Annotated in this window: 16 protein-coding genes and 1 pseudogene; 9 read left to right on the top strand and 8 right to left on the bottom strand. The window is 63.1% G+C overall.

Going from position 1 to position 18,211, the window contains the following annotated elements; genetic code table 11:
• Window positions 1-221 precede the first annotated feature (221 nt).
• The 7 genes from B5527_RS26005 to B5527_RS26035 all read left to right on the top strand — a co-directional run bounded on the left by B5527_RS26005 (window position 222) and on the right by B5527_RS26035 (window position 9,369).
• Window positions 222-1,163, top strand: coding sequence for an ABC transporter permease (locus B5527_RS26005; RefSeq protein WP_079604085.1), 942 nt, complete (start codon window positions 222-224; stop codon window positions 1,161-1,163).
• 7 nt (window positions 1,164-1,170) lie between these two features.
• Window positions 1,171-2,061: an ABC transporter permease gene (locus B5527_RS26010; protein WP_079604086.1), complete on the top strand. Its 891-nt coding sequence runs from the start codon at window positions 1,171-1,173 to the stop codon at window positions 2,059-2,061.
• A 184-nt stretch (window positions 2,062-2,245) separates the two neighbouring features.
• Window positions 2,246-3,895, top strand: coding sequence for an ABC transporter ATP-binding protein (locus B5527_RS26015; RefSeq protein ID WP_079604087.1), 1,650 nt, complete (start codon window positions 2,246-2,248; stop codon window positions 3,893-3,895).
• A gap of 307 nt (window positions 3,896-4,202) precedes the next feature.
• On the top strand, window positions 4,203-5,738 hold the full coding sequence (locus B5527_RS26020) for a M81 family metallopeptidase (protein ID WP_079604088.1): 1,536 nt from the start codon (window positions 4,203-4,205) through the stop codon (window positions 5,736-5,738).
• Window positions 5,739-5,743: 5 nt separating this feature from the next.
• Window positions 5,744-6,916, top strand: a complete 1,173-nt coding sequence (locus B5527_RS26025) for a M20 aminoacylase family protein (RefSeq protein WP_079604089.1) — start codon at window positions 5,744-5,746, stop codon at window positions 6,914-6,916.
• Window positions 6,909-8,330 carry an amidase gene (locus B5527_RS26030; protein WP_079604090.1) on the top strand — a complete coding sequence of 474 codons (1,422 nt, stop codon included), beginning with the start codon at window positions 6,909-6,911 and terminating at the stop codon, window positions 8,328-8,330. Before B5527_RS26025 ends, B5527_RS26030 begins: the two co-directional genes overlap by 8 nt.
• A 148-nt stretch (window positions 8,331-8,478) precedes the next feature.
• Window positions 8,479-9,369, top strand: coding sequence for a crotonase/enoyl-CoA hydratase family protein (locus B5527_RS26035; protein WP_079604091.1), 891 nt, complete (start codon window positions 8,479-8,481; stop codon window positions 9,367-9,369).
• Window positions 9,370-9,578: 209 nt separating this feature from the next.
• Here the strand turns inward: B5527_RS26035 and B5527_RS26040 are convergent, their stop codons facing one another.
• The 3 genes and pseudogenes from B5527_RS26040 to B5527_RS26050 form a co-directional block, all read right to left on the bottom strand.
• The gene (locus B5527_RS26040; RefSeq protein ID WP_079607501.1) at window positions 9,579-10,553 is read right to left on the bottom strand and encodes an NADPH:quinone oxidoreductase family protein; all 975 of its coding nucleotides are present in this window, start codon (window positions 10,551-10,553) and stop codon (window positions 9,579-9,581) included.
• Window positions 10,553-11,161, bottom strand: coding sequence for a 2-hydroxychromene-2-carboxylate isomerase (locus tag B5527_RS26045; protein ID WP_079604092.1), 609 nt, complete (start codon window positions 11,159-11,161; stop codon window positions 10,553-10,555). Before B5527_RS26045 ends, B5527_RS26040 begins: the two co-directional genes overlap by 1 nt.
• A gap of 245 nt (window positions 11,162-11,406) precedes the next feature.
• Window positions 11,407-11,595: pseudogene (locus B5527_RS26050) on the bottom strand (glutathione S-transferase N-terminal domain-containing protein); the annotation flags it as partial.
• A 131-nt stretch (window positions 11,596-11,726) separates the two neighbouring features.
• Here B5527_RS26050 and B5527_RS26055 point away from each other — a divergent pair.
• Window positions 11,727-12,749, top strand: coding sequence for a methionine synthase (locus tag B5527_RS26055; protein WP_079604093.1), 1,023 nt, complete (start codon window positions 11,727-11,729; stop codon window positions 12,747-12,749).
• A gap of 137 nt (window positions 12,750-12,886) precedes the next feature.
• On the opposite strand, the gene B5527_RS26060 is transcribed toward B5527_RS26055, so the two are convergent.
• From B5527_RS26060 to B5527_RS26080, 5 genes are all read right to left on the bottom strand, one after another.
• Complete coding sequence (locus B5527_RS26060) at window positions 12,887-13,666, bottom strand: outer membrane protein (RefSeq protein ID WP_079604094.1); 780 nt, start codon at window positions 13,664-13,666, stop codon at window positions 12,887-12,889.
• Between the two features lie 311 nt (window positions 13,667-13,977).
• On the bottom strand, window positions 13,978-14,601 hold the full coding sequence (locus B5527_RS26065; protein WP_079604095.1) for a hypothetical protein: 624 nt from the start codon (window positions 14,599-14,601) through the stop codon (window positions 13,978-13,980).
• 177 nt (window positions 14,602-14,778) lie between these two features.
• A complete protein-coding gene (gpt, locus tag B5527_RS26070) occupies window positions 14,779-15,306 on the bottom strand; it encodes a xanthine phosphoribosyltransferase (protein WP_172842667.1) in 528 nt (175 codons plus the stop codon).
• Window positions 15,303-15,734, bottom strand: coding sequence for a PaaI family thioesterase (locus B5527_RS26075; RefSeq protein ID WP_172842668.1), 432 nt, complete (start codon window positions 15,732-15,734; stop codon window positions 15,303-15,305). Before B5527_RS26075 ends, gpt begins: the two co-directional genes overlap by 4 nt.
• Before the next feature lie 37 nt (window positions 15,735-15,771).
• Entirely contained in the window at window positions 15,772-16,512 is a 741-nt protein-coding gene (locus tag B5527_RS26080) for a competence/damage-inducible protein A (RefSeq protein ID WP_079604097.1), read from the bottom strand.
• Window positions 16,513-16,727: 215 nt separating this feature from the next.
• Here B5527_RS26080 and B5527_RS26085 point away from each other — a divergent pair, with 215 nt between their 5' ends.
• A complete protein-coding gene (locus B5527_RS26085; protein ID WP_079604098.1) occupies window positions 16,728-18,146 on the top strand; it encodes a circularly permuted type 2 ATP-grasp protein in 1,419 nt (472 codons plus the stop codon).
• The last annotated feature ends 65 nt before the right edge of the window (window positions 18,147-18,211 follow it).

The following is an 18,211-nucleotide window of genomic DNA, read 5'->3' on the forward strand; positions in this document are numbered from 1 at the left end:
TGCATCGAATTCTTCTTGCATCGAATTTCCAAGAAAGACGTGGATGCCCGGCACAAGGCCGGGCATGACGAATTTAGAGCTGTGCGCGACCGCTTTGACGGATCGTTTGCTTCGGCCCAAGATACGCGCAATGGCACGGGATTTGCTCGCCTGATGCGTACGGGCGGGAACTAAATCCGCGACAACCGAGTGCCGGTTGGCGCATGGCATGATGGATAACGATGCTCGGATACCTGCTTCGCCGTGTTCTTGCCGCCATTCCCGTCATGGGCGTGGTGGCCTTGTTCGTGTTCCTGCTGCTGCGGCTGACGCCGGGCGATCCCGCCGCCATTCTGGCCGGTGACAATGCCACGCCCGAGCGCCTCGAGCGCATCCGCACCTCGCTCGGCCTGAACGAACCGCTCTATATTCAATTCGTCACCTGGATCGGCCGGCTGCTGCATGGCGATCTCGGGGTGTCGCTGATCTCGAATGTGCCGGTGCTGAAAATGATCGGCCAGCGCGTCGAGCCGTCGATCTCGATCGCGGTATCGACCATCATCCTTTCCATCGTGGTCGCGGTGCCGCTTGGCGTGATCGCGGCGTGGAAACACGGCACCTGGATCGACCGCTTCGTGATGGGATTGTCGGTGCTTGGCTTCTCGGTTCCGGTGTTCGTAATCGGCTATGTGCTGATCCAGGTCTTCGCCATCGATCTGCGCTGGCTGCCGGTGCAGGGTTTTAAGAGCATCACCGCGGGCCTCGGGCCGTTTCTCGAGCGCATCATCCTGCCGACCATTACGCTGTCCTTCATCTATATCGCGTTGATCGCGCGCATGACCCGCGCGGCGATGCTGGACGTGCTCGGCGAGGACTATGTCCGCACCGCACGCGCCAAGGGCATCAGCGAGACCGCCGTGCTGCTGCGCCACGCGCTGCGCAACGCCGCCGTGCCCGTGATCACCGTGATCGGTTCCGGCTTTGCGCTGCTGATATCGGGCGTCGTCGTCACCGAGAGCGTGTTCAACCTGCCCGGCATCGGACGCCTCACGGTCGATGCCGTGCTGGCGCGCGATTATCCGGTCATTCAGGCGATGATCCTTCTGACCTCGGGCATCTATGTCGCGGTCAATCTCCTGATCGACGTCGCCTACACCCTGCTCGATCCCAGAATTCGCTACTGAGGTCCGAATGGCGATCGAAACCCTTCCCGAATCGTCGATCCCGATCACCACGCCGTTCCGGCCGGGGCTCGGATTTCTCACGGCGACGCCGATCATCGCCGCCGCCACCATCTGTCTCGCGCTGGTAATCCTGTCCGCGATCCTGGCGCCATGGCTGTCGCCGCACGATCCCTTGCTGCTGGCACCGGCCCAGCGGCTGAAGCCCGCCAGCGCCGAGTTCCTGCTCGGCACCGACGGCTATGGCCGCGACGTGCTGTCGCGCATTCTCTATGGCGGACGGATCTCGCTGCTGATCGGCGTTGGCGCCGCCGTCTTCAGCATCGGCATCGGCCTTGTGATCGGGCTCGTCTCCGGTTTCTTCAAATGGATCGACGCCATCATGATGCGGGTGATGGACGGGCTGATGGCGATCCCGAGCATCCTGCTCGCCATTGCCGTGGTCTCGCTGTCGGGCGCGAGCGTGTCGACGGTGCTGGTCGCGATCACCATCCCGGAAATTCCGCGCGTGGCGCGGCTGGTGCGCGCGGTGGTGCTCTCCGCGCGCGAGGAACCCTATGTCGAGGCCGCGATCTCGGTCGGCTCCAGCCTGCCGAAGATCATGTGGCGGCATTTGATGCCGAACACGATTGCGCCCCTGATCGTGCAAGGCACCTATGTCTGCGCCTCAGCCATTCTCACCGAAGCGATCCTGTCGTTTTTGGGCGCCGGCATCAGCCCGGAGACGCCGACCTGGGGCAACATCATGGCCGAGGGCCGCGCTTATTTTCAGGTCAAGCCGTCGCTGATCTTCTGGCCGGGATTGCTGCTCTCGATCACGATTCTCAGCGTCAACCTGATCGGCGATGCCGCGCGCGATGCGCTCGATCCCCGCATGAAACAGCGGGAGGGCGGGAAGTGATGGCACAACGTCGTTGCGAGGAGCGAAGCGACTCAGAGGCCGTCATTCCGGGGCGATGCCGACGGGTCCGGCCTACGGCCGGCCCGATGGCATCGAACCCGGAATCCAAGGATTCCCCGATGTGCAATGCACATCTGAGGTCTGGTGCTAACGCACCATCCCGGAATGACGGCGGAAATCAACGATGACCAATATCGTTCTCGATATCGACAACCTCGTCGTCAGCCTCGGCAAGAACCCGCGCAACGAACGCATCATCGACGGCGTCTCCCTGCAGGTTCACGAAGGCGAGACGCTGTGCCTGGTCGGCGAAAGCGGATCGGGGAAATCCGTGACATCGCTGACGGTGATGGGTCTGTTGCAAAAGGGCTCGCTGGTACCGACCGGCGGCAGCGTCAAACTGGTCGGCGAAGAACTTCTCACCGCCAGCGACCGCCGGCTGCGGCAGTTGCGCGCCACCACCATGGCGATGATTTTTCAGGAGCCGATGACGGCGCTCAATCCGGTGGTGCCGGTCGGGCGCCAGATCGACGAGGTGCTTCGCGTCCATACCGACCTCGACGCCCGCGCCCGGCGCAAGCGTATCCTGGCGATGATGGAGCAGGTCCGGCTGCCGGAAGTCGAACGCATTTTTGCCTCCTATCCGCACCGACTTTCGGGCGGCCAGCGCCAGCGCATCATGATCGCGATGGCGCTGGTGCTGGAGCCGAAACTGCTGATCGCGGACGAGCCGACCACGGCACTCGATGTCACCACGCAAAAGCAGATTTTGACGCTGATCCGCGACCTGCAGAGGGATCACGGCACCGCCGTGCTCTTCATCACCCATGACATGGGCGTGGTCGCGGAGATCGCCGACCGCGTCGCTGTCATGCGCCACGGCCAGCTGGTCGAGACCGGCGCGCTCGACACCATCCTGCGTGCGCCCGCCATGGAGTACACCCGCAACCTGCTCTCGGCGGTGCCGAGCCTGGTGCCGCGGGCGCCGCGACCCGAATCCACCGAACCGGTGGTGCTGGAGGCCAACGACCTCGGCAAGGTCTATCGCGAGCGCTCGTTCTTCGGTGGCGTCCGCGAAGTGGCGGCGGCGCAAGATGTGACGCTGACGCTGCGCAAGGGCCGCACGCTCGGCATTGTCGGCGAAAGCGGCTCCGGTAAATCGACGGTGGCGCGCTGCATCGTGCGGCTGATCGATCCGACCTCCGGCGGCATCCGCCTTGCCGGGCGAGAAATCTCCGAACTGTCGCGCCGGCTGCTGCAACCGCACCGCAAGCGCATCCAGATCATTTTCCAGGACCCCTATCGCTCGCTCAATCCGCGCATATCCGTCGGCGAAACCATCGCTGAAGGCCCGATCAATTACGGCATGCCGCATCGCGACGCGATGGCGAAGGCGCGTGAACTGCTCGAACTGGTCGATCTGCCGGTCGATGCGATCTCGCGCTATCCGCACCAATTCTCCGGCGGCCAGCGCCAGCGTATCGCCATCGCGCGGGCGCTGGCGCTCGATCCCGACGTACTGGTGGCGGATGAGGCGGTCTCGGCGCTCGACGTCTCCGTGCAGGCGCAGGTGCTCGAACTGCTCGACGAAATCCAGACCCGGCTCGGCATCGCGCTGTTGTTCATTACCCACGACCTGCGCGTCGCCGCGCAAATCTGCGACGATGTCGCGGTCATGCAGCGCGGCCGCATCGTCGAACAAGGACCGGCGGCGCAGGTCCTGACAAATCCGCAACAGGCGTATACACGACAACTGCTTGACGCCGCGCCCGGACGGGGGTGGGATTTCGCGAATTTTGGGCCGGTCGAGGCGGCTGGTGCAGCAGCCATATAAGTCCGCCGTCATTCCGGGGCGATGCCAACGGGTCCGGCCTGCGGCCGGCCCGATGACAGGCTCCGCATCGAACCCGGAATCCAAGGATTCCCCGATGTGCAATTGCACATCTGAGGTCTGGTCCTTCGGACCATCCCGGAATGACCGAGTGCTGGATTGCTTAGCGTCGCTCGCAATGACCGCTTCGCTATGGCAACTCCGTTTGGACGCCCACGCGGCATGCAAAACTGGATTGCTTCGTCGCTTGCGCTCCTCGTAACGACGAGTCTAACGTCCCGCCCATGAACCATCGCCTGAGACAGAATTGATGACCCGCATCGCCGTTGGCGGCTTCCTGCACGAAACCAATACCTTTGCCCCGACGAAGGCGACTTATGACGATTTCGTGCATGGCGGCGGCTGGCCGGCGATGGCTGAAGGCACCAACGTGCTCAAGGTGATGCGCCACATCAATGTCGGGTTGGCGGGATTTGTCGAAGCGGCGGAAGCCAATGGCTGGGAGATGGTGCCGACGATTTCCTGCGCCGCCAGCCCCTCGGCGCATGTGACCCGGGATGCCTTTGAACGTATCGTCAAGGTGATGGTCGACGGCATCAAGGCGGCAGGACCGCTCGATGCCGTCTATCTCGACCTGCACGGCGCCATGGTCACCGAACATCTCGACGACGGCGAAGGTGAAATCCTCGCGCGGGTGCGAAAAGTCATCGGCAAGGATCTGCCGCTGGTGGTCAGCCTCGACCTGCACGCCAACGTGACGCCGCAAATGGTGGAGCATGCGGACGCGCTGATCGCCTATCGTACCTATCCGCATATCGATATGGCCGATACCGGCCGCGCCGCTGCAAAGCATCTAGCGCTGCTGCTGCGCGGCCAGCAAAAATTCGCGAAGGCATTCCGGCAATTACCGTTCCTGATCCCGATCAGCTGGCAATGCACCAACGACCAGCCCACCAAGGGGATTTACCAGAAGCTGGCGGCGCTGCAGAGCGAGGCGGTACCGACGCTGTCGTTCGCGCCCGGTTTTCCGGCGGCGGATTTTCCTCATTGCGGACCCAGCGTGTTCGCCTATGGCAGGACGCAAGCCGACGCCGACGCCGCGGCTGACGCAATGACGAAACTCATCATCGGTCACGAAGATGATTTCGACGGCCGCATCTACACGCCCGACGAGGGCGTGCGCTACGCCATGGAACTGGCGAAAACCGCCAGCAGGCCCATCGTTATCGCCGATACCCAGGACAATCCTGGCGCCGGCGGCGATTCCGACACCACCGGCATGCTGCGGGCGCTGGTCCGCAACAAGGCGCAGAGAACCGCGATCGGCGTGATCTATGATCCCGCCTCGGCGAGTTCAGCGCATGCCGCGGGCGTCGGCGCCACCGTCACCCTCGCGCTCGGCGGCAAGTCGGGTATCCCCGGCGATGCGCCGTATCAGGAGACCTTTGTCGTCGAACAATTGTCCGACGGAAAATTCGTAGCCCCGGGTCCCTATTACGGCGGCCGTGACATGGACATGGGGCCGTCGGCGTGTTTGCGGATCGGCGATGTCAGGGTGGTCGTGAGTTCGCACAAGGCGCAGCTCGCCGATCAGTCGATGTATCGCTATGTCGGCATCGAGCCGATGGAGCAATCGGTCCTTGTCAACAAAAGCTCGGTGCATTTCCGCGCCGATTTCGAGCCGATCGCCGAAAAGCTCCTGATCTGCGCCGCGCCTGGCGCGATGCCGGCCGACACCGCCGCCTTGCCGTGGACGCGGCTGCGTCCGGGCATGCGTCTCAGGCCGAACGGCCCCGCCTTCGCTGCCGCCACCCATTTACCTTCCCGCTCTCCCGCCATCGGATAACAGAAATGCCCAATATCGACCGCATCGAAGGCTTTGCCGACGACCTCACCGCGATCCGCAGGGATCTGCACGCGCATCCCGAGATCGGCTTCGAGGAAGTCCGGACCTCGGGCATCGTCGCCGACAAACTGACGCAATGGGGCATCGAAGTACATCGCGGCCTCGGCGGCACCGGTGTGGTCGGTGTGCTCAAGGGCAAAGGCACCGGCGGCAAGCGCATCGGGCTGCGCGCCGACATGGACGCGTTGCCGATGGAAGAGAATACCAACCTGAAATGGCGCTCGACCATCCCCGGCCGCTTTCATGGCTGCGGCCATGACGGCCATACCACCATGCTGCTCGGCACCGCGCGCTACCTCGCCGAGACCCGGAATTTCGACGGCACCGTGCATTTCATCTTCCAGCCGGCCGAAGAAGGCCTCGGCGGCGCGCGGGCCATGATCAAGGACGGCTTGTTCGCGAAATTTCCCTGCGATGAGATCTACGGGCTGCACAATGCGCCCGATTTGAACCATGGCGAGATTGCGATCCTTCCTGGACCCGCGATGGCCGGCGCTGATTTCTTCGACATCACCATCAACGGTTACGGTGCGCACGGCGCCATGCCGAATTATTCCAAAGACCCCGTCGTGATTGCGATGTCGCTCGGCCAGGCGCTGCAAACCATCGTCAGCCGCAACGTCAATCCCCATGAGCCCGCGGTGCTGTCGATCACGCAGATCCACGCCGGCTCGGCCTACAACGTGATTCCCGGCGAGGCGAAGCTCTGCGGGACCGTCCGGGCATTCTCGGACGAGGTGCGCGCGCTGATCCGCGAGCGGATGCGCGCAATCTGCGCCGGCATCGCCAGCGCGTTCCAGGTCGAGATATCGGTCGATATCCGCGATACTTTCAGCGTGTTGGTGAACCAGGAAGAACAGTCCAAAGTGGTCGCGGAAGCCGCGCGAAGCGTGGTCGATCCCGCCAAGGTCATCACCCGGTCGGAGCCGAAGATGGGCAGCGAGGATTTTGCCGACATGCTGCACGCGGTACCCGGCGCCTATTTCTGGGTCGGCCATGAGGGCTCGGTGCCGGTCCACAACCCCGGCTATATCCTCGACGACAAGATTTTGCCAATCGGCGCCAGCATGTTTGCGCGCATCGTTGAGGCTCGGTTACCGGTAGGCGCCCATGCATGAACAGGCATCGCAGGAAGCTGTCACGTCGCTGCACGATCTCAGCGCCGTCGACCTGATCGCAGGCTTTCGGGCCAGGCAGTTTTCGCCGTCGGAAGTGCTGGAGGACGTGCTGGCCCATGTCGCGGTGTGGGAGCCGCACATCAAGGCGCTGTACGCCTTTGATCCCGAAGGCGCGCGCGCCACCGCCAGGGCATCGACCGAACGCTGGCAGAACGGCCAGCCGATCGGTGTGCTCGATGGCGTGCCGGCGACGATCAAGGACAATATCGCCACCAAGGGCGTGCCGGTGCCTTTGGGTGCCGCGACCACCACGTTGGTACCGGCCGCCGTAGATGCGCCGCCGGCGGCGCGCTTGCGGGAAGCCGGTGCGGTGATTTTTTCCAAGACCACGATGCCGGACTACGGCATGCTGTCGTCGGGCCTGTCGAGCTTCCATCCCCTCACCCGCAATCCCTGGGACCTCAGCAAGAATCCCGGCGGTTCCAGTTCCGGCGGGGGCGCCGCGGCGGCGGCCGGTTACGGCCCGCTGCATCTCGGCACCGACATCGGCGGCTCGGTGCGGCTGCCGGCCTGCTGGTGCGGGCTGGTCGCGCTGAAACCGAGCCTCGGGCGGATACCGATCGATCCGCCCTATGTCGGCCGTGTTGCCGGACCGATGACCCGCATTGTCGATGACGCCGCATTGATGATGAGCGTGCTGTCGCGGCCCGATCGCCGCGACGGCATGAGCCTGCCGCCTGACAGCATCAACTGGAAGGCGCTCGACAAACCGCTGCGCAAACAGCGCATCGGCCTGATGCTCGACCTCGGCGTCGGCCAGGCGCTGGAGCAGGACGTGCGCGATGTCGCCGTCAAAGCCGCGAAGGCGTTCGAGACGGCGGGCGCCGTCGTCACCGAAGTGGCGGGCGTGCTAACGCGCGAGATGCTCGACGGGCTCGACAATTTCTGGCGCGCACGGATGTGGGACGACCTTTCGAAGTTGACGCCGGCCGAGCGCGCCAAGGCGCTGCCCTATATTCTCACATGGGCGGAAGCCGGCGCGAAGCTGTCGGGTGTCGAGGTGGTCAGGGGGTTCAACGCCACCATGGCGATCCGGGCTGCGGCGGCAAAACTGTTCTGGGATCTCGACTATGTGATCTCGCCGGTATCGCCGGTGGTGAATTTTGCGGCTGAACTCGCCGCCCCGCTCAACGATCCAGCAAAACCGTTCGAGCACATCTGCTACACCGTGCCGTGGAACATGGCGGAAAATCCGGCGGTCTCGATCAACGGCGGCTATGACAAACAAGGTTTTCCGATCGGCGTGCAGATCATCGGCCGCCGCTTCGACGACATTGGCGTGCTCGGAATGGCGAAGGCCTTCGAGGGGTTGCGCGGCGCGCAAAAGCTGTGGCCGAAGCCGCCAGTGAAGTAACCTCTTTCGTCATTCCGGGGCGTCGCGAAAGCGACGAACCCGGAATCTCAGGCGGTAAATCGATCGAGATTCCGGGTCCACGCGCAGGCGCGTGTCCCGGAATGACGGTCTAGAAAACTTCGAAACAACAACATAGAGGAAACTCCTGATGGCCTACGAGACGATCACCTACGAGGTCGCCGAGCAGATCCTCACCATCACGCTGAACCGGCCCGACAAGCTCAATGCCTTCAACGCCACCATGCAGAAGGAATTGATCGAGGCCTTCGATGCGGCCGACAGGGACGACAATATCCGGGCGATCATCGTCACCGGCGCCGGCCGCGGATTCTGCGCCGGGGCCGATCTTTCTTCCGGTGCCGACACGTTCGATCGCGACGCGCGGCGGGGGCCGGTGAAACGCCTCGCCGACGGCAAGGTCGATTACAGCGATCCCAACGTGCGCGACGGCGGCGGACAGGTCACGCTGCGCATCTTCAAATGCCTGAAACCCGTGATCGCCGCGGTGAACGGACCGGCGGTCGGCATCGGCGTCACCATGCAGCTCGCGATGGATATCCGCATCGCCTCCGAGAACGCACGCTTCGGTTTTGTCTTTTCCCAGCGCGGCATCGTGCCCGAGGCTGCCTCGAGCTGGTTTCTGCCGCGCATCGTCGGCATCGCGCAGGCGCTGGAGTGGTGTTACACCGGCCGGGTGTTTCCGGCGCAGGAGGCGCTGGCCGGCCGCCTCGTCAGCAAGGTGGTAGCGCCCGACGAATTGCTGCCGACCGCCCGCGCGCTCGCCCGCGAAATCGCCGCGAAGACCGCGCCGGTCTCGGTGGCGCTGATCCGGCAGATGATGTGGCGCATGCTGGGTGCCGACGATCCGATGGAAGCGCACAAGGTCGACAGCCGCGGCATCTACACCCGCGGCCGCTCGGAGGACGTGAAAGAGGGCGTGGTGTCGTTTCTGGAGAAGCGCCCGGCGCAGTTCAGGAACAAGGTCTCGTCGGACATGCCGGATTATTTTCCGTGGTGGGACGAGCGGGAGTATGAGTAGCGGGATGCTTGTGTTCGTCATGCCCGGCCTTGCGCCGGGCATCCACGTCTTTCTTAACTCGAGGGTCTAAAGACGTGGATGGCCGGGACAAGCCCGGCCATGACGACAAGATTTATGAGCCGCCATCGCGAGGAGCGAAGCGACGAAGCAATCCAGCTTTCTTTCTGCGCGCGGTTATGGATTGCTTCGCTTCGCTCGCAATGACGAAATCACCGCATCATCAGCGCTACCCGCCCGATCGCCTTGCGTTCGATCAGCAACCGCATCGCCTGCGCGTAATCTTCCAGCGGCAATCGATGCGAAATGTGGGGGCGGATTTTTCCGGCTTCCGCCCACGCCGTCAGCGCCTTCAATCGTACCTCACCCAGCGCGGGATTTTTCCGTACCGCCTCGCCGGCGCGGACGCCGAGCACGCTGGCGCCTTTGATCAGCACCAGGTTGGTGCGGGCAAGCCCGATGCCGCCGGTGAATCCGATGACGAGAATGCGGGCGCCCCAGGCGATGCAGCGCAGGCTGTTTTCGAAGACCTCGCCGCCGACGGGATCGAACACCACGTCGGCGCCGCGGCCATCGGTGATGCGCTTGACGGCGTCGCGGAACGGCTCGCGTCCGTACAGCACGAGGTGATCGGCGCCTTTGGCCTGAGCGACCGCGAGCTTGTCCTCCGATGACGCCGCCGCGATCACGGTGGCGCCGAGCAACTTGCCGATCTCGACCGCGGCAAGGCCGACCCCGCCGCCGGCGCCGTGCACCAGCAGCACTTCGCCTGATTGAACCTGCCCGCGATCGATCAGCGCGTGATACGCGGTGCCGTGGGCGGCGAGAAAGGTCGCGCCCTCGCCGTAGTCGAAGGTCGATGGCAACGGTGTCAGCTGCGACGGCAACACCACGGCCTCATCGGAATAGGCGCCGTGCCGCATCCTGACGATCACTCGATCGCCGACCGCAATGCCATCGGCACCTTTGGCCTCGGTCACCTCGCCGGCCGCTTCCACCCCGGGCGTGAACGGCAATTCCGGCTTGAGCTGGTACTCGCCGGCCGCCATCAAAATGTCTGGAAAATTGATCCCGGCGGCATGCACGGCGATGCGCACCTCACCCGGCGCTAGCGGCGCCGAGGCAAACGTCTCGAGACGCAAGCGCTCGGGCGGGCCAAGTTCGCGGCAGACGACCGCCTTCGACATCAGGCCGCGCTCGCTTTGCGCCGTTGCAGCGCCTCGCAAACCAGCGGCAAGCGGTCATTGCCGAAATACATATCGGTCTTGTCGAGAAAAATCGTTGGCGAGCCGAAGCCGCCGCGCGCCATCACTTCATCGGTATTGGCCTTGAGCTGATCCTTGATCGCCTGCTCGCCAATCCCTGCGAGGAATTTCGTGGGATCGACACCGACGCTGCTGCAGACTTCCGTCAGCACGTCATCCCTGGAGATATCCTTGTCGCCGCCCCAATAGGTCTCGAACACCGCGCGCGCAAACGGCACCATGTCCTTGCCGAGCCAGATGCAGCCGCGCATCGCTTTCACGCTGTTGACCGGAAACACCGTCGGCCGCATCTTGATCGCAAGTCCCGCCGAACGTGCCCAGTCCGCCATGTCTTTCTTCTGGTAATCGACCTTGGCCTGCACCGGCTTCTCCCGCGACGCATAGACGCTCGGATTGATGGTGTTGAAGATGCCGCCGACCAGAATCGGCCGCCACGAAATCTCGGCATTGAATTCCTTCGCCAGCGGCTGGATGTTGTGGAAGGCGAGATAGGTCCAGGGGCTGGAGCAGTCGAAGAAGAATTCGATCATGGCGTTTCCTTTTGTTCTTGGTTTGATTCTCGATCCTCATCCCCGCGCAACGGCTTCGCCGTTGTCGCTGGAGGAGCGCGCTCTTCGCGCGCGTCTCGAAGGATGAGTGGCACTGTCGGAACCTCATGGTTCGAGACGGCGCAAGGGCGCCTCCTCACCATGAGGGCTCTGGCTGTCATTTCCTCCCCACCATCTCCTTCGCCGCCTGCCCGAACATGTTCTTGCGCGCCTCCTCGTCGAACGGCTCCTTCGACCGCCGCACGATCGACGATTGCCGGTATCCGATTGTTGGGGCTGATGGCCAGAAACTCCGGCCTGAATTGTTCGCCGGCGCGAATATTCACGGGAACGACCGTATAGGGCAGCCCCAATTCCTCCAGCATGATCGAGATTTTCCAGCCGTTCGGCGTCGGCGCGTAATGGAGGTCGATCATGCGGTCGTCCTGAAGATGGCCGCCGCATCCTAGCCTGCGACGCCCCCCTGTTCCAGCCGGCATGCGGTCTTGTGGGGCGCATGCCTAACATGGCACACAGGCGCTCCATCAGAACCGACGAGGAGGCCCATATGCTGTTTCCAACCACGATCGCCGGCTCTTTGCCGAAACCGGAATGGCTGGCCGAGCCCAACAAACTGTGGGCACCCTGGAAGTCGTCAGGTGATGAACTGGCGCGCGCCAAGCGCGACGCCACTTTGCTGGCGATCAAACTGCAGGAAGATGCCGGCGTCGATATCGTCACCGAGGGCGAGCAGGCCCGCCAGCATTTCGTCCATGGTTTTCTGGAGAAGATCGAGGGCATCGATTTCGCCCACAAGGTCGAAATGGGAATCCGCAAGGACCGCTACAAGGCGATGGTGCCGCAGGTGGTGGCGCCGTTGCGCCTGAAAGGCCGCGTCCATGCCGACGAGGCCCGTGTCGCCCGCACCCACACCACGCGCCAGCTGAAATTCACCCTGCCCGGCCCGATGACCATCATCGACACCATCGCCGACCAATATTACGGCGACCGCGTCAAGATGGCCTTCGCCTTTGCCGAACTGCTCAACGAGGAAGCCAGGGCCTTGCAGGCCGACGGCGTCGACGTGATCCAGTTCGACGAGCCCGCCTTCAACGTCTACATGGACGAGGTCTCGGACTGGGGCATCAAGGCGCTGGAACGCGCCGCCGAAGGACTGACCTGCGCCACTGCGGTGCACATCTGCTACGGCTATGGCATCAAGGCCAACACCGACTGGAAGGAAACGCTGGGCAGCGAGTGGCGCCAGTACGAAAAAATCTTTCCGGCGATCGCCAACAGCCCGATCCAGCAGGTCGCAATCGAATGCCGCAATTCGCGGGTGCCGCTCGATTTGCTTGGCCTGCTCACCGGCAAGGTGGTTCAGGCCGGCGTGATCGATGTCGCCAGCGACACCGTCGAGACCGCCGAGGATGTCGCCGACGTGATCGACGCCGTCTCGAAATTCGTGCCGAAGAGCAACATCGTCGCCACCACCAATTGCGGCATGGCGCCGATGCATCGCGATATCGCGGAAGCGAAATTGATGGCGCTCGGCGCGGGCGCAAAGCTGGCGCGGCAGAAATTCGGGTGAGATCGTTTCGATTTTCATCAATAACGACGAGATTGACCCAACTGCGACAGCCGCGCGATCATAATTCCGCCAAGGCGGGCACAAGAAGGCCCCGGACGATGCCGGGGCCTAAAGTTTGCCGGAGATAGGGAACTAGATCAGTACCTCCCGGTGTACTGGCCACCCCAGTTGAACCGGTAGTTGATGCGCGCAGTGACGATATCAATGTCCTGACGGATCGTGTCGGTACGGAATGGGCTGCCGACCGGGATGCCAGCCAAAACGCCTGCCGATGTGGTGCCGACGCCTTGGTTACTCATGAAAAGGTGATCGTACTCGAACGCAACCGACCAATTCGGTGCGAATCCGACTTCGACGCCCGTTCCGACGGTACCACCCCAGCGTGTTTGATTCGCCGCATCGAACAGCGCGCCTGTGGTGGTCACCGTACCTCGGAATTTGTCCTCGGTTACGGCCCCGCCGCCCTTCACATACCAAAGGACGTTGTTCCAGGCATAGCCGATTTGGCCGGTGAACAGGCCGAACGCTTCGACCTTGGAATTGTTAGTCCAGGCGGGAATGAAAGAGCTGACATTGGATCCCGTCAAATCAGCCCAGTCGCCCTGCGCTTCCAGACCCCACACCCAACCGGCGGTCTCCCAACGGTATCCAATCTGACCGCCAGCCACTCCGCCGGTCGCGTCGTGACAACCTTCACTGAAGGGGGCGCGAGGTCCAAGGAAGTTCGTGACAGTCCAGCAGTTGTGGTCAAAACCGCCGCCGCCGTTGCCGCCGATGTAGAAGCCGGTCCAATCGTAAACAGGAAGCGGCGGGGGTGGTGGCGGCGCCTTGGTGTAAGGGGCAATATCAGCGGCCGACGCGGGAACGGCTATGCCCAATGCTAGTAAACCAACTGTAGCCAGCAAAAATTTCTTCATCGCTTTTCCCCATTTCCGTCGCCTCTTGATCTACCTGAAGCGATAGATGCACTCGCGACTGCCGATAATGTTGTAGAGCTGCGCTTGATTTGAAATTCCGCCTGAATGCTACGCGATTTAGCCCGAATATTCTGTGCCTTAAATACAACTGACGATTTTTAGAATGTGACCAAAAAATGGCCGGTTTGCGCCCTCTTTTGGGGCCAAACCTGTTGAACTTCCAAAACCTGCTGAACTTCTAAAGCGGGACGCCAATTCAAATTCCGCAAGCTTGCTCCTGCGCGGCCGAAAAATTTTCGATGTTTTGAGTGCTATTCCGTTGGCTCCATCGCGGTCGGATGCAGCAGCGGTCGATAGCCCGCCGAGAGCGCCCGCAGCGTCGAGGGCGGCGTCAGCAGCATCGCATCTTCGAGCGGATTTGGCGCCTCGCGATAGCCGGCCGGCGACCACTCCATTGCCTTTCCCCGCACAGTCAAAAAACTCTTGGCTGCCTGTTGAAGTATCGCGCCGTCGGGCAGTTGCCGCCACGGCATCGGCAGTGCATGCAGACGCTTGTTGCGGCCATCCAACCGCTCGCCGTGCAGCACCGCATCGATCTCAGCCGCGCGCGCATGCGCGACGCCGTTGCCTTCTTCCCACGCCGAGCGAAAGCGCTGCGCCTCGTCGCGACGGCAGAAGAAGCACGGGCGATGCCCGGCCGCCAATGCGGTCGCCTCGTCGAGAAAGAACAATTCGGTCCAGCTGCGCCCGCCCATCACCTCGCGCCGCCGGCCCCTGAACTCGCAGACGCAGGTGAGCCATGCCTTGCCGGCCCAGCGCCGCGTCAGAGTTTTCGTGGCGGGATCATGGATGATGCCGCGATTGCCGGTGAACATGCCGCGATGAGGCGTGGCGACGATGTCGCCGGAGGGTGTGACGCGGTTTTGCAGCGGCATGGGCAGCTCGACGATTAGACCATGGCCGTCCTTACAGGAAGCGAAGCGACAAGGGGATTCAGGCTGTCATTCCGGGATGGTGCGTTAGCACCAGACCTCACATGTGCAATTGCACATCGGGGAATCCTTGGATTCCGGGTTCGATGCTACGAAGCATCGCCCCGGAATGACGGCCTGTCACGCGGCGCCGTCGCGGATCGGCGGCTGGAACGACAGCGCGGTATCCCACGGAAAGAAAATCCAGGTGTCCTGCGACACCTCGGTGATGAACGTGTCGACCAGCGGCCGGCCCATCGGTTTTGCATACACGGTGGCGAAATGCGCATCGGGGATCATGTCGCGCACGAGGCGCGCGGTCTTGCCGGTGTCCACGAGATCGTCGACGATCAGCAGCCCCTTGCCGGTGCCGCCGCCGAGTTTCGCGGTGTCGGCTGAAATACCCTTGAGAACCCTGAGGTCGCTCTGCCTGGTGTGATCGTAGCTGGCGATGCAGACGGTATCGATCACGCGAACCCCAAGCTCGCGCGCGACGATCGCCGCCGGCACCAGCCCGCCGCGGGTGATCGCGATCACAGCATGAAACGGTCCCACTTCGTTCAGCCGCCAGGTCAGGGCCCGGCAATCCCTGTGAAACTGGTCCCATGACACCGGAAAGGCCTTGCCCGCCCGCTCCTGCGCACTCAGCTCCGGATGCTCCGCCATCATGGTTCTCCCTGCATCTTGCGAATGACGAAAGTGCCGGTAGCAGTCGCGACGATCTTGTCGCTCTGCCAAAGCTCCGCACTCGCGTGACAGGTCTCACGGCCCCGGAGCAGGACGCGGCCAAGACCCTTCAATGGACCCAGCCGGGCCGGCCGGTGAAATTGCACATTGAGGTTTACGGTCGGCGCAAATTGCGCGAGGTCGAGCGTCGCCGACAGCGCGGTGCCCATGGTGTCGTCGAGCATCGCCGCGAGAAATCCGCCCTGCACGTTTCCGGCCGGATTCAGAAATTCCGCCCTTGCCTCGAATTTGGTTTCAATCGTGCCGCGCTCGCCGTCGATCTCGACAAACGCAAGACCAAGGGTTTTCGCGCAAGGCGGCGGCGGAATTCGCCCGTCGGCCATCTTCCAGAAAAACGAACTCTTGTCCACGATGCCGCTCTCGCTGTTGCTTCGAATGATCGGTCCGCTAGCGGATCACGTTCAATCCCGCCAGCATCTCCTTCACAGCCGCCATCGCGGCGGTGAGCTTTTCGGGATCGCGCGAGCGGACGACGAGGTTGGTGTTGGGCTTCTTGTCTTCGTCCTGAAACGGGTAACTGCCGATCATCGTGTCGGGATGGGCCTTGGCGATATCGCGCAAGGGACCACCGATATCGCCTTCCCGCGCGTTGGCGCGCACCGATTCCGACAGCATCCGCACCCCCGATTTCAGCTTCGGCGCGACAATGTCCATCATCGCCTGCATGATCGACGGCACACCGGCCATGACGATGACGTTGCCGATCTTGAAGCCGGGCGCCAGGATGGTCGCGCTCTGGATCAGTTCGGCGCCGTCGGGAATCCGTGCCATGCGCAGCCGCGCCTCGTTAAGCTCGCCGGCGCCCTGGAAGCGCTCGCGAAACCGCGCCACCACCTCCGGGTGATGGTCGATGCCGACGCCGAACGCCTTGGCGACGCTGTCGGCGGTGATGTCGTCATGGGTCGGCCCGATGCCGCCGGTGGTAAAGACATAGGTGTAGCGATGGCGCAGCGCGTCCAGCGCCGCGATGATCTCGGGCTCCTCGTCGGCGACGACCCGCACCTCCTTGAGGTCGATCCCGATATTGGTCAGGTATTCCGCGATAAAGCCGATGTTCTTGTCCTTGGTCCGCCCGGACAGGATCTCGTCGCCGATCACCAGAATTCCCGCGGTGACGATATCGCTCATGACCTCTCCTCACCCTGCATCGTGACTTCGAGCACCGCATCTAAGCACCGTGTTTTGCTACCGAAATAAGCACCGGCCAGCCATATTTTCGGGCACTCGCGGAACCATCCATACCAAATGGCCCCACCGAATGCATATCGCGCTGGCCCGGGCCTTGCTACCATCCCTTTCAGTCATGCACTGTCCTACGTGGCCTGGGGGGAACAGTCGGGAAGATGGCAGTTGCGTTCGATGAGATGAATGGGGCCGCCGGCGACCTCCGTCCGGCCTACCGGGAGCTCTCCCGCTGGCTCAAGGAGACGCCGCCGGACGCGCTGGAATATCGTCGGCAGGAAGCGGAATTGCTGTTCCGCCGGATCGGGATCACTTTTGCCGTCTATGGCGATGCCGAAGCCCAGGAACGGCTGATTCCCTTCGATGTGATCCCGCGGATCATGTCGGCAAAGGAGTGGGCGATCCTCGAAAAGGGCCTGAAACAGCGGGTCCGCGCGCTCAACATGTTCCTGCGCGACATCTATCATGGCCGCGATATCCTCCGCGCCAATATCATTCCCGACGACCTGATCTTCCAGAATCCGGTGTTCCGGCCGGAGATGAACGGCCAGAACGTGCCGCACGACGTCTACGTCCACATCGCCGGCATCGACATCGTCCGCGTCGACCCGGAAAACTTCTACGTGCTGGAGGACAATGCCCGCACCCCCTCCGGGGTGTCCTACATGCTGGAAAACCGCGAAATCATGATGCGGCTGTTTCCGGACCTGTTCGCCCGCCACCGCGTCGCGCCTGTGGAAAAGTATCCGGACGAACTGTTGGCGGCGCTGCGGTCGGTGGCGCCGCTCGGCGCGTCGGCCGAGCCCACGGTGGCGCTGATGACGCCCGGCGTCTACAACTCCGCCTATTACGAGCATTCGTTCCTGGCCGACAAGCTCGGCATCGAGCTGGTCGAGGGCCGCGACCTCATCGTCAAGAACGATGAGGTGTTCATGCGCACCACCGAGGGGCTCAAGCGCGTCGATGTCATCTACCGCCGGGTCGATGACGACTTCCTCGATCCCCTCAGCTTCCGCCCGGATTCCGCGCTCGGTGTGCCCGGGCTGATGTCCGCCTATGCGGCCGGCAATATCACACTGGCCAATGCGGTCGGGACCGGGATCGCCGACGACAAGGCGGTTTACTCCTACATGCCCGAGATCGTGAGATTCTATCTCGGCGAAGAACCGATCCTGAAGAACGTGCCGACCTGGCGCTGCCGCGAGCCCAGGGACCTGGCTTACGTGCTCGATAATCTCAGCGAACTCGTGGTGAAGGAAGTCCACGGCTCCGGCGGCTACGGCATGCTGATCGGACCGGCCGCGACCAAGGCGACGATCGAAGCCTTCCGCGACAAGCTCAAGCGCGATCCCGAGGGGTTCATCGCCCAGCCGACGCTGGCGCTATCGACCTGCCCGACCTGCACCGACTCCGGCCTCGCGCCGCGCCATGTCGACCTGCGGCCGTTCGTGCTGACCGGCAGCAATCACGTCACCATCGTCCCGGGCGGGCTGACGCGGGTGGCGCTGAAGGAGGGTTCGCTGGTGGTGAATTCGAGCCAGGGCGGCGGCACCAAGGACACGTGGATCCTGGATGAATGATATGCTGGATTTGAGCGAGCTTACGTCCCCCCTTCACGACCTTTCCCCGCAAGGGGAAAGGAGAA

The organism is Bradyrhizobium erythrophlei (assembly GCF_900129425.1).
Lineage (GTDB): Bacteria > Pseudomonadota > Alphaproteobacteria > Rhizobiales > Xanthobacteraceae > Bradyrhizobium > Bradyrhizobium erythrophlei_C.

Excerpts from the sequence above, each read along its gene's own strand:
- B5527_RS26065 (WP_079604095.1), bottom strand. The coding sequence starts at position 14,601 with ATGCCGCTGCAAAACCGCGTCACACCCTCCGGCGACATCGTCGCCACG.
- B5527_RS26035 (WP_079604091.1), top strand. The coding sequence starts at position 8,479 with ATGGCCTACGAGACGATCACCTACGAGGTCGCCGAGCAGATCCTCACC.
- B5527_RS26005 (WP_079604085.1), top strand. The coding sequence starts at position 222 with ATGCTCGGATACCTGCTTCGCCGTGTTCTTGCCGCCATTCCCGTCATG.
- B5527_RS26010 (WP_079604086.1), top strand. The coding sequence starts at position 1,171 with ATGGCGATCGAAACCCTTCCCGAATCGTCGATCCCGATCACCACGCCG.
- B5527_RS26020 (WP_079604088.1), top strand. The coding sequence starts at position 4,203 with ATGACCCGCATCGCCGTTGGCGGCTTCCTGCACGAAACCAATACCTTT.
- B5527_RS26015 (WP_079604087.1), top strand. The coding sequence starts at position 2,246 with ATGACCAATATCGTTCTCGATATCGACAACCTCGTCGTCAGCCTCGGC.
- B5527_RS26045 (WP_079604092.1), bottom strand. The coding sequence starts at position 11,161 with ATGATCGAATTCTTCTTCGACTGCTCCAGCCCCTGGACCTATCTCGCC.
- B5527_RS26040 (WP_079607501.1), bottom strand. The coding sequence starts at position 10,553 with ATGTCGAAGGCGGTCGTCTGCCGCGAACTTGGCCCGCCCGAGCGCTTG.
- B5527_RS26080 (WP_079604097.1), bottom strand. The coding sequence starts at position 16,512 with ATGAGCGATATCGTCACCGCGGGAATTCTGGTGATCGGCGACGAGATC.
- B5527_RS26025 (WP_079604089.1), top strand. The coding sequence starts at position 5,744 with ATGCCCAATATCGACCGCATCGAAGGCTTTGCCGACGACCTCACCGCG.
- B5527_RS26060 (WP_079604094.1), bottom strand. The coding sequence starts at position 13,666 with ATGAAGAAATTTTTGCTGGCTACAGTTGGTTTACTAGCATTGGGCATA.
- B5527_RS26055 (WP_079604093.1), top strand. The coding sequence starts at position 11,727 with ATGCTGTTTCCAACCACGATCGCCGGCTCTTTGCCGAAACCGGAATGG.
- gpt (WP_172842667.1), bottom strand. The coding sequence starts at position 15,306 with ATGATGGCGGAGCATCCGGAGCTGAGTGCGCAGGAGCGGGCGGGCAAG.
- B5527_RS26085 (WP_079604098.1), top strand. The coding sequence starts at position 16,728 with ATGGCAGTTGCGTTCGATGAGATGAATGGGGCCGCCGGCGACCTCCGT.
- B5527_RS26030 (WP_079604090.1), top strand. The coding sequence starts at position 6,909 with ATGCATGAACAGGCATCGCAGGAAGCTGTCACGTCGCTGCACGATCTC.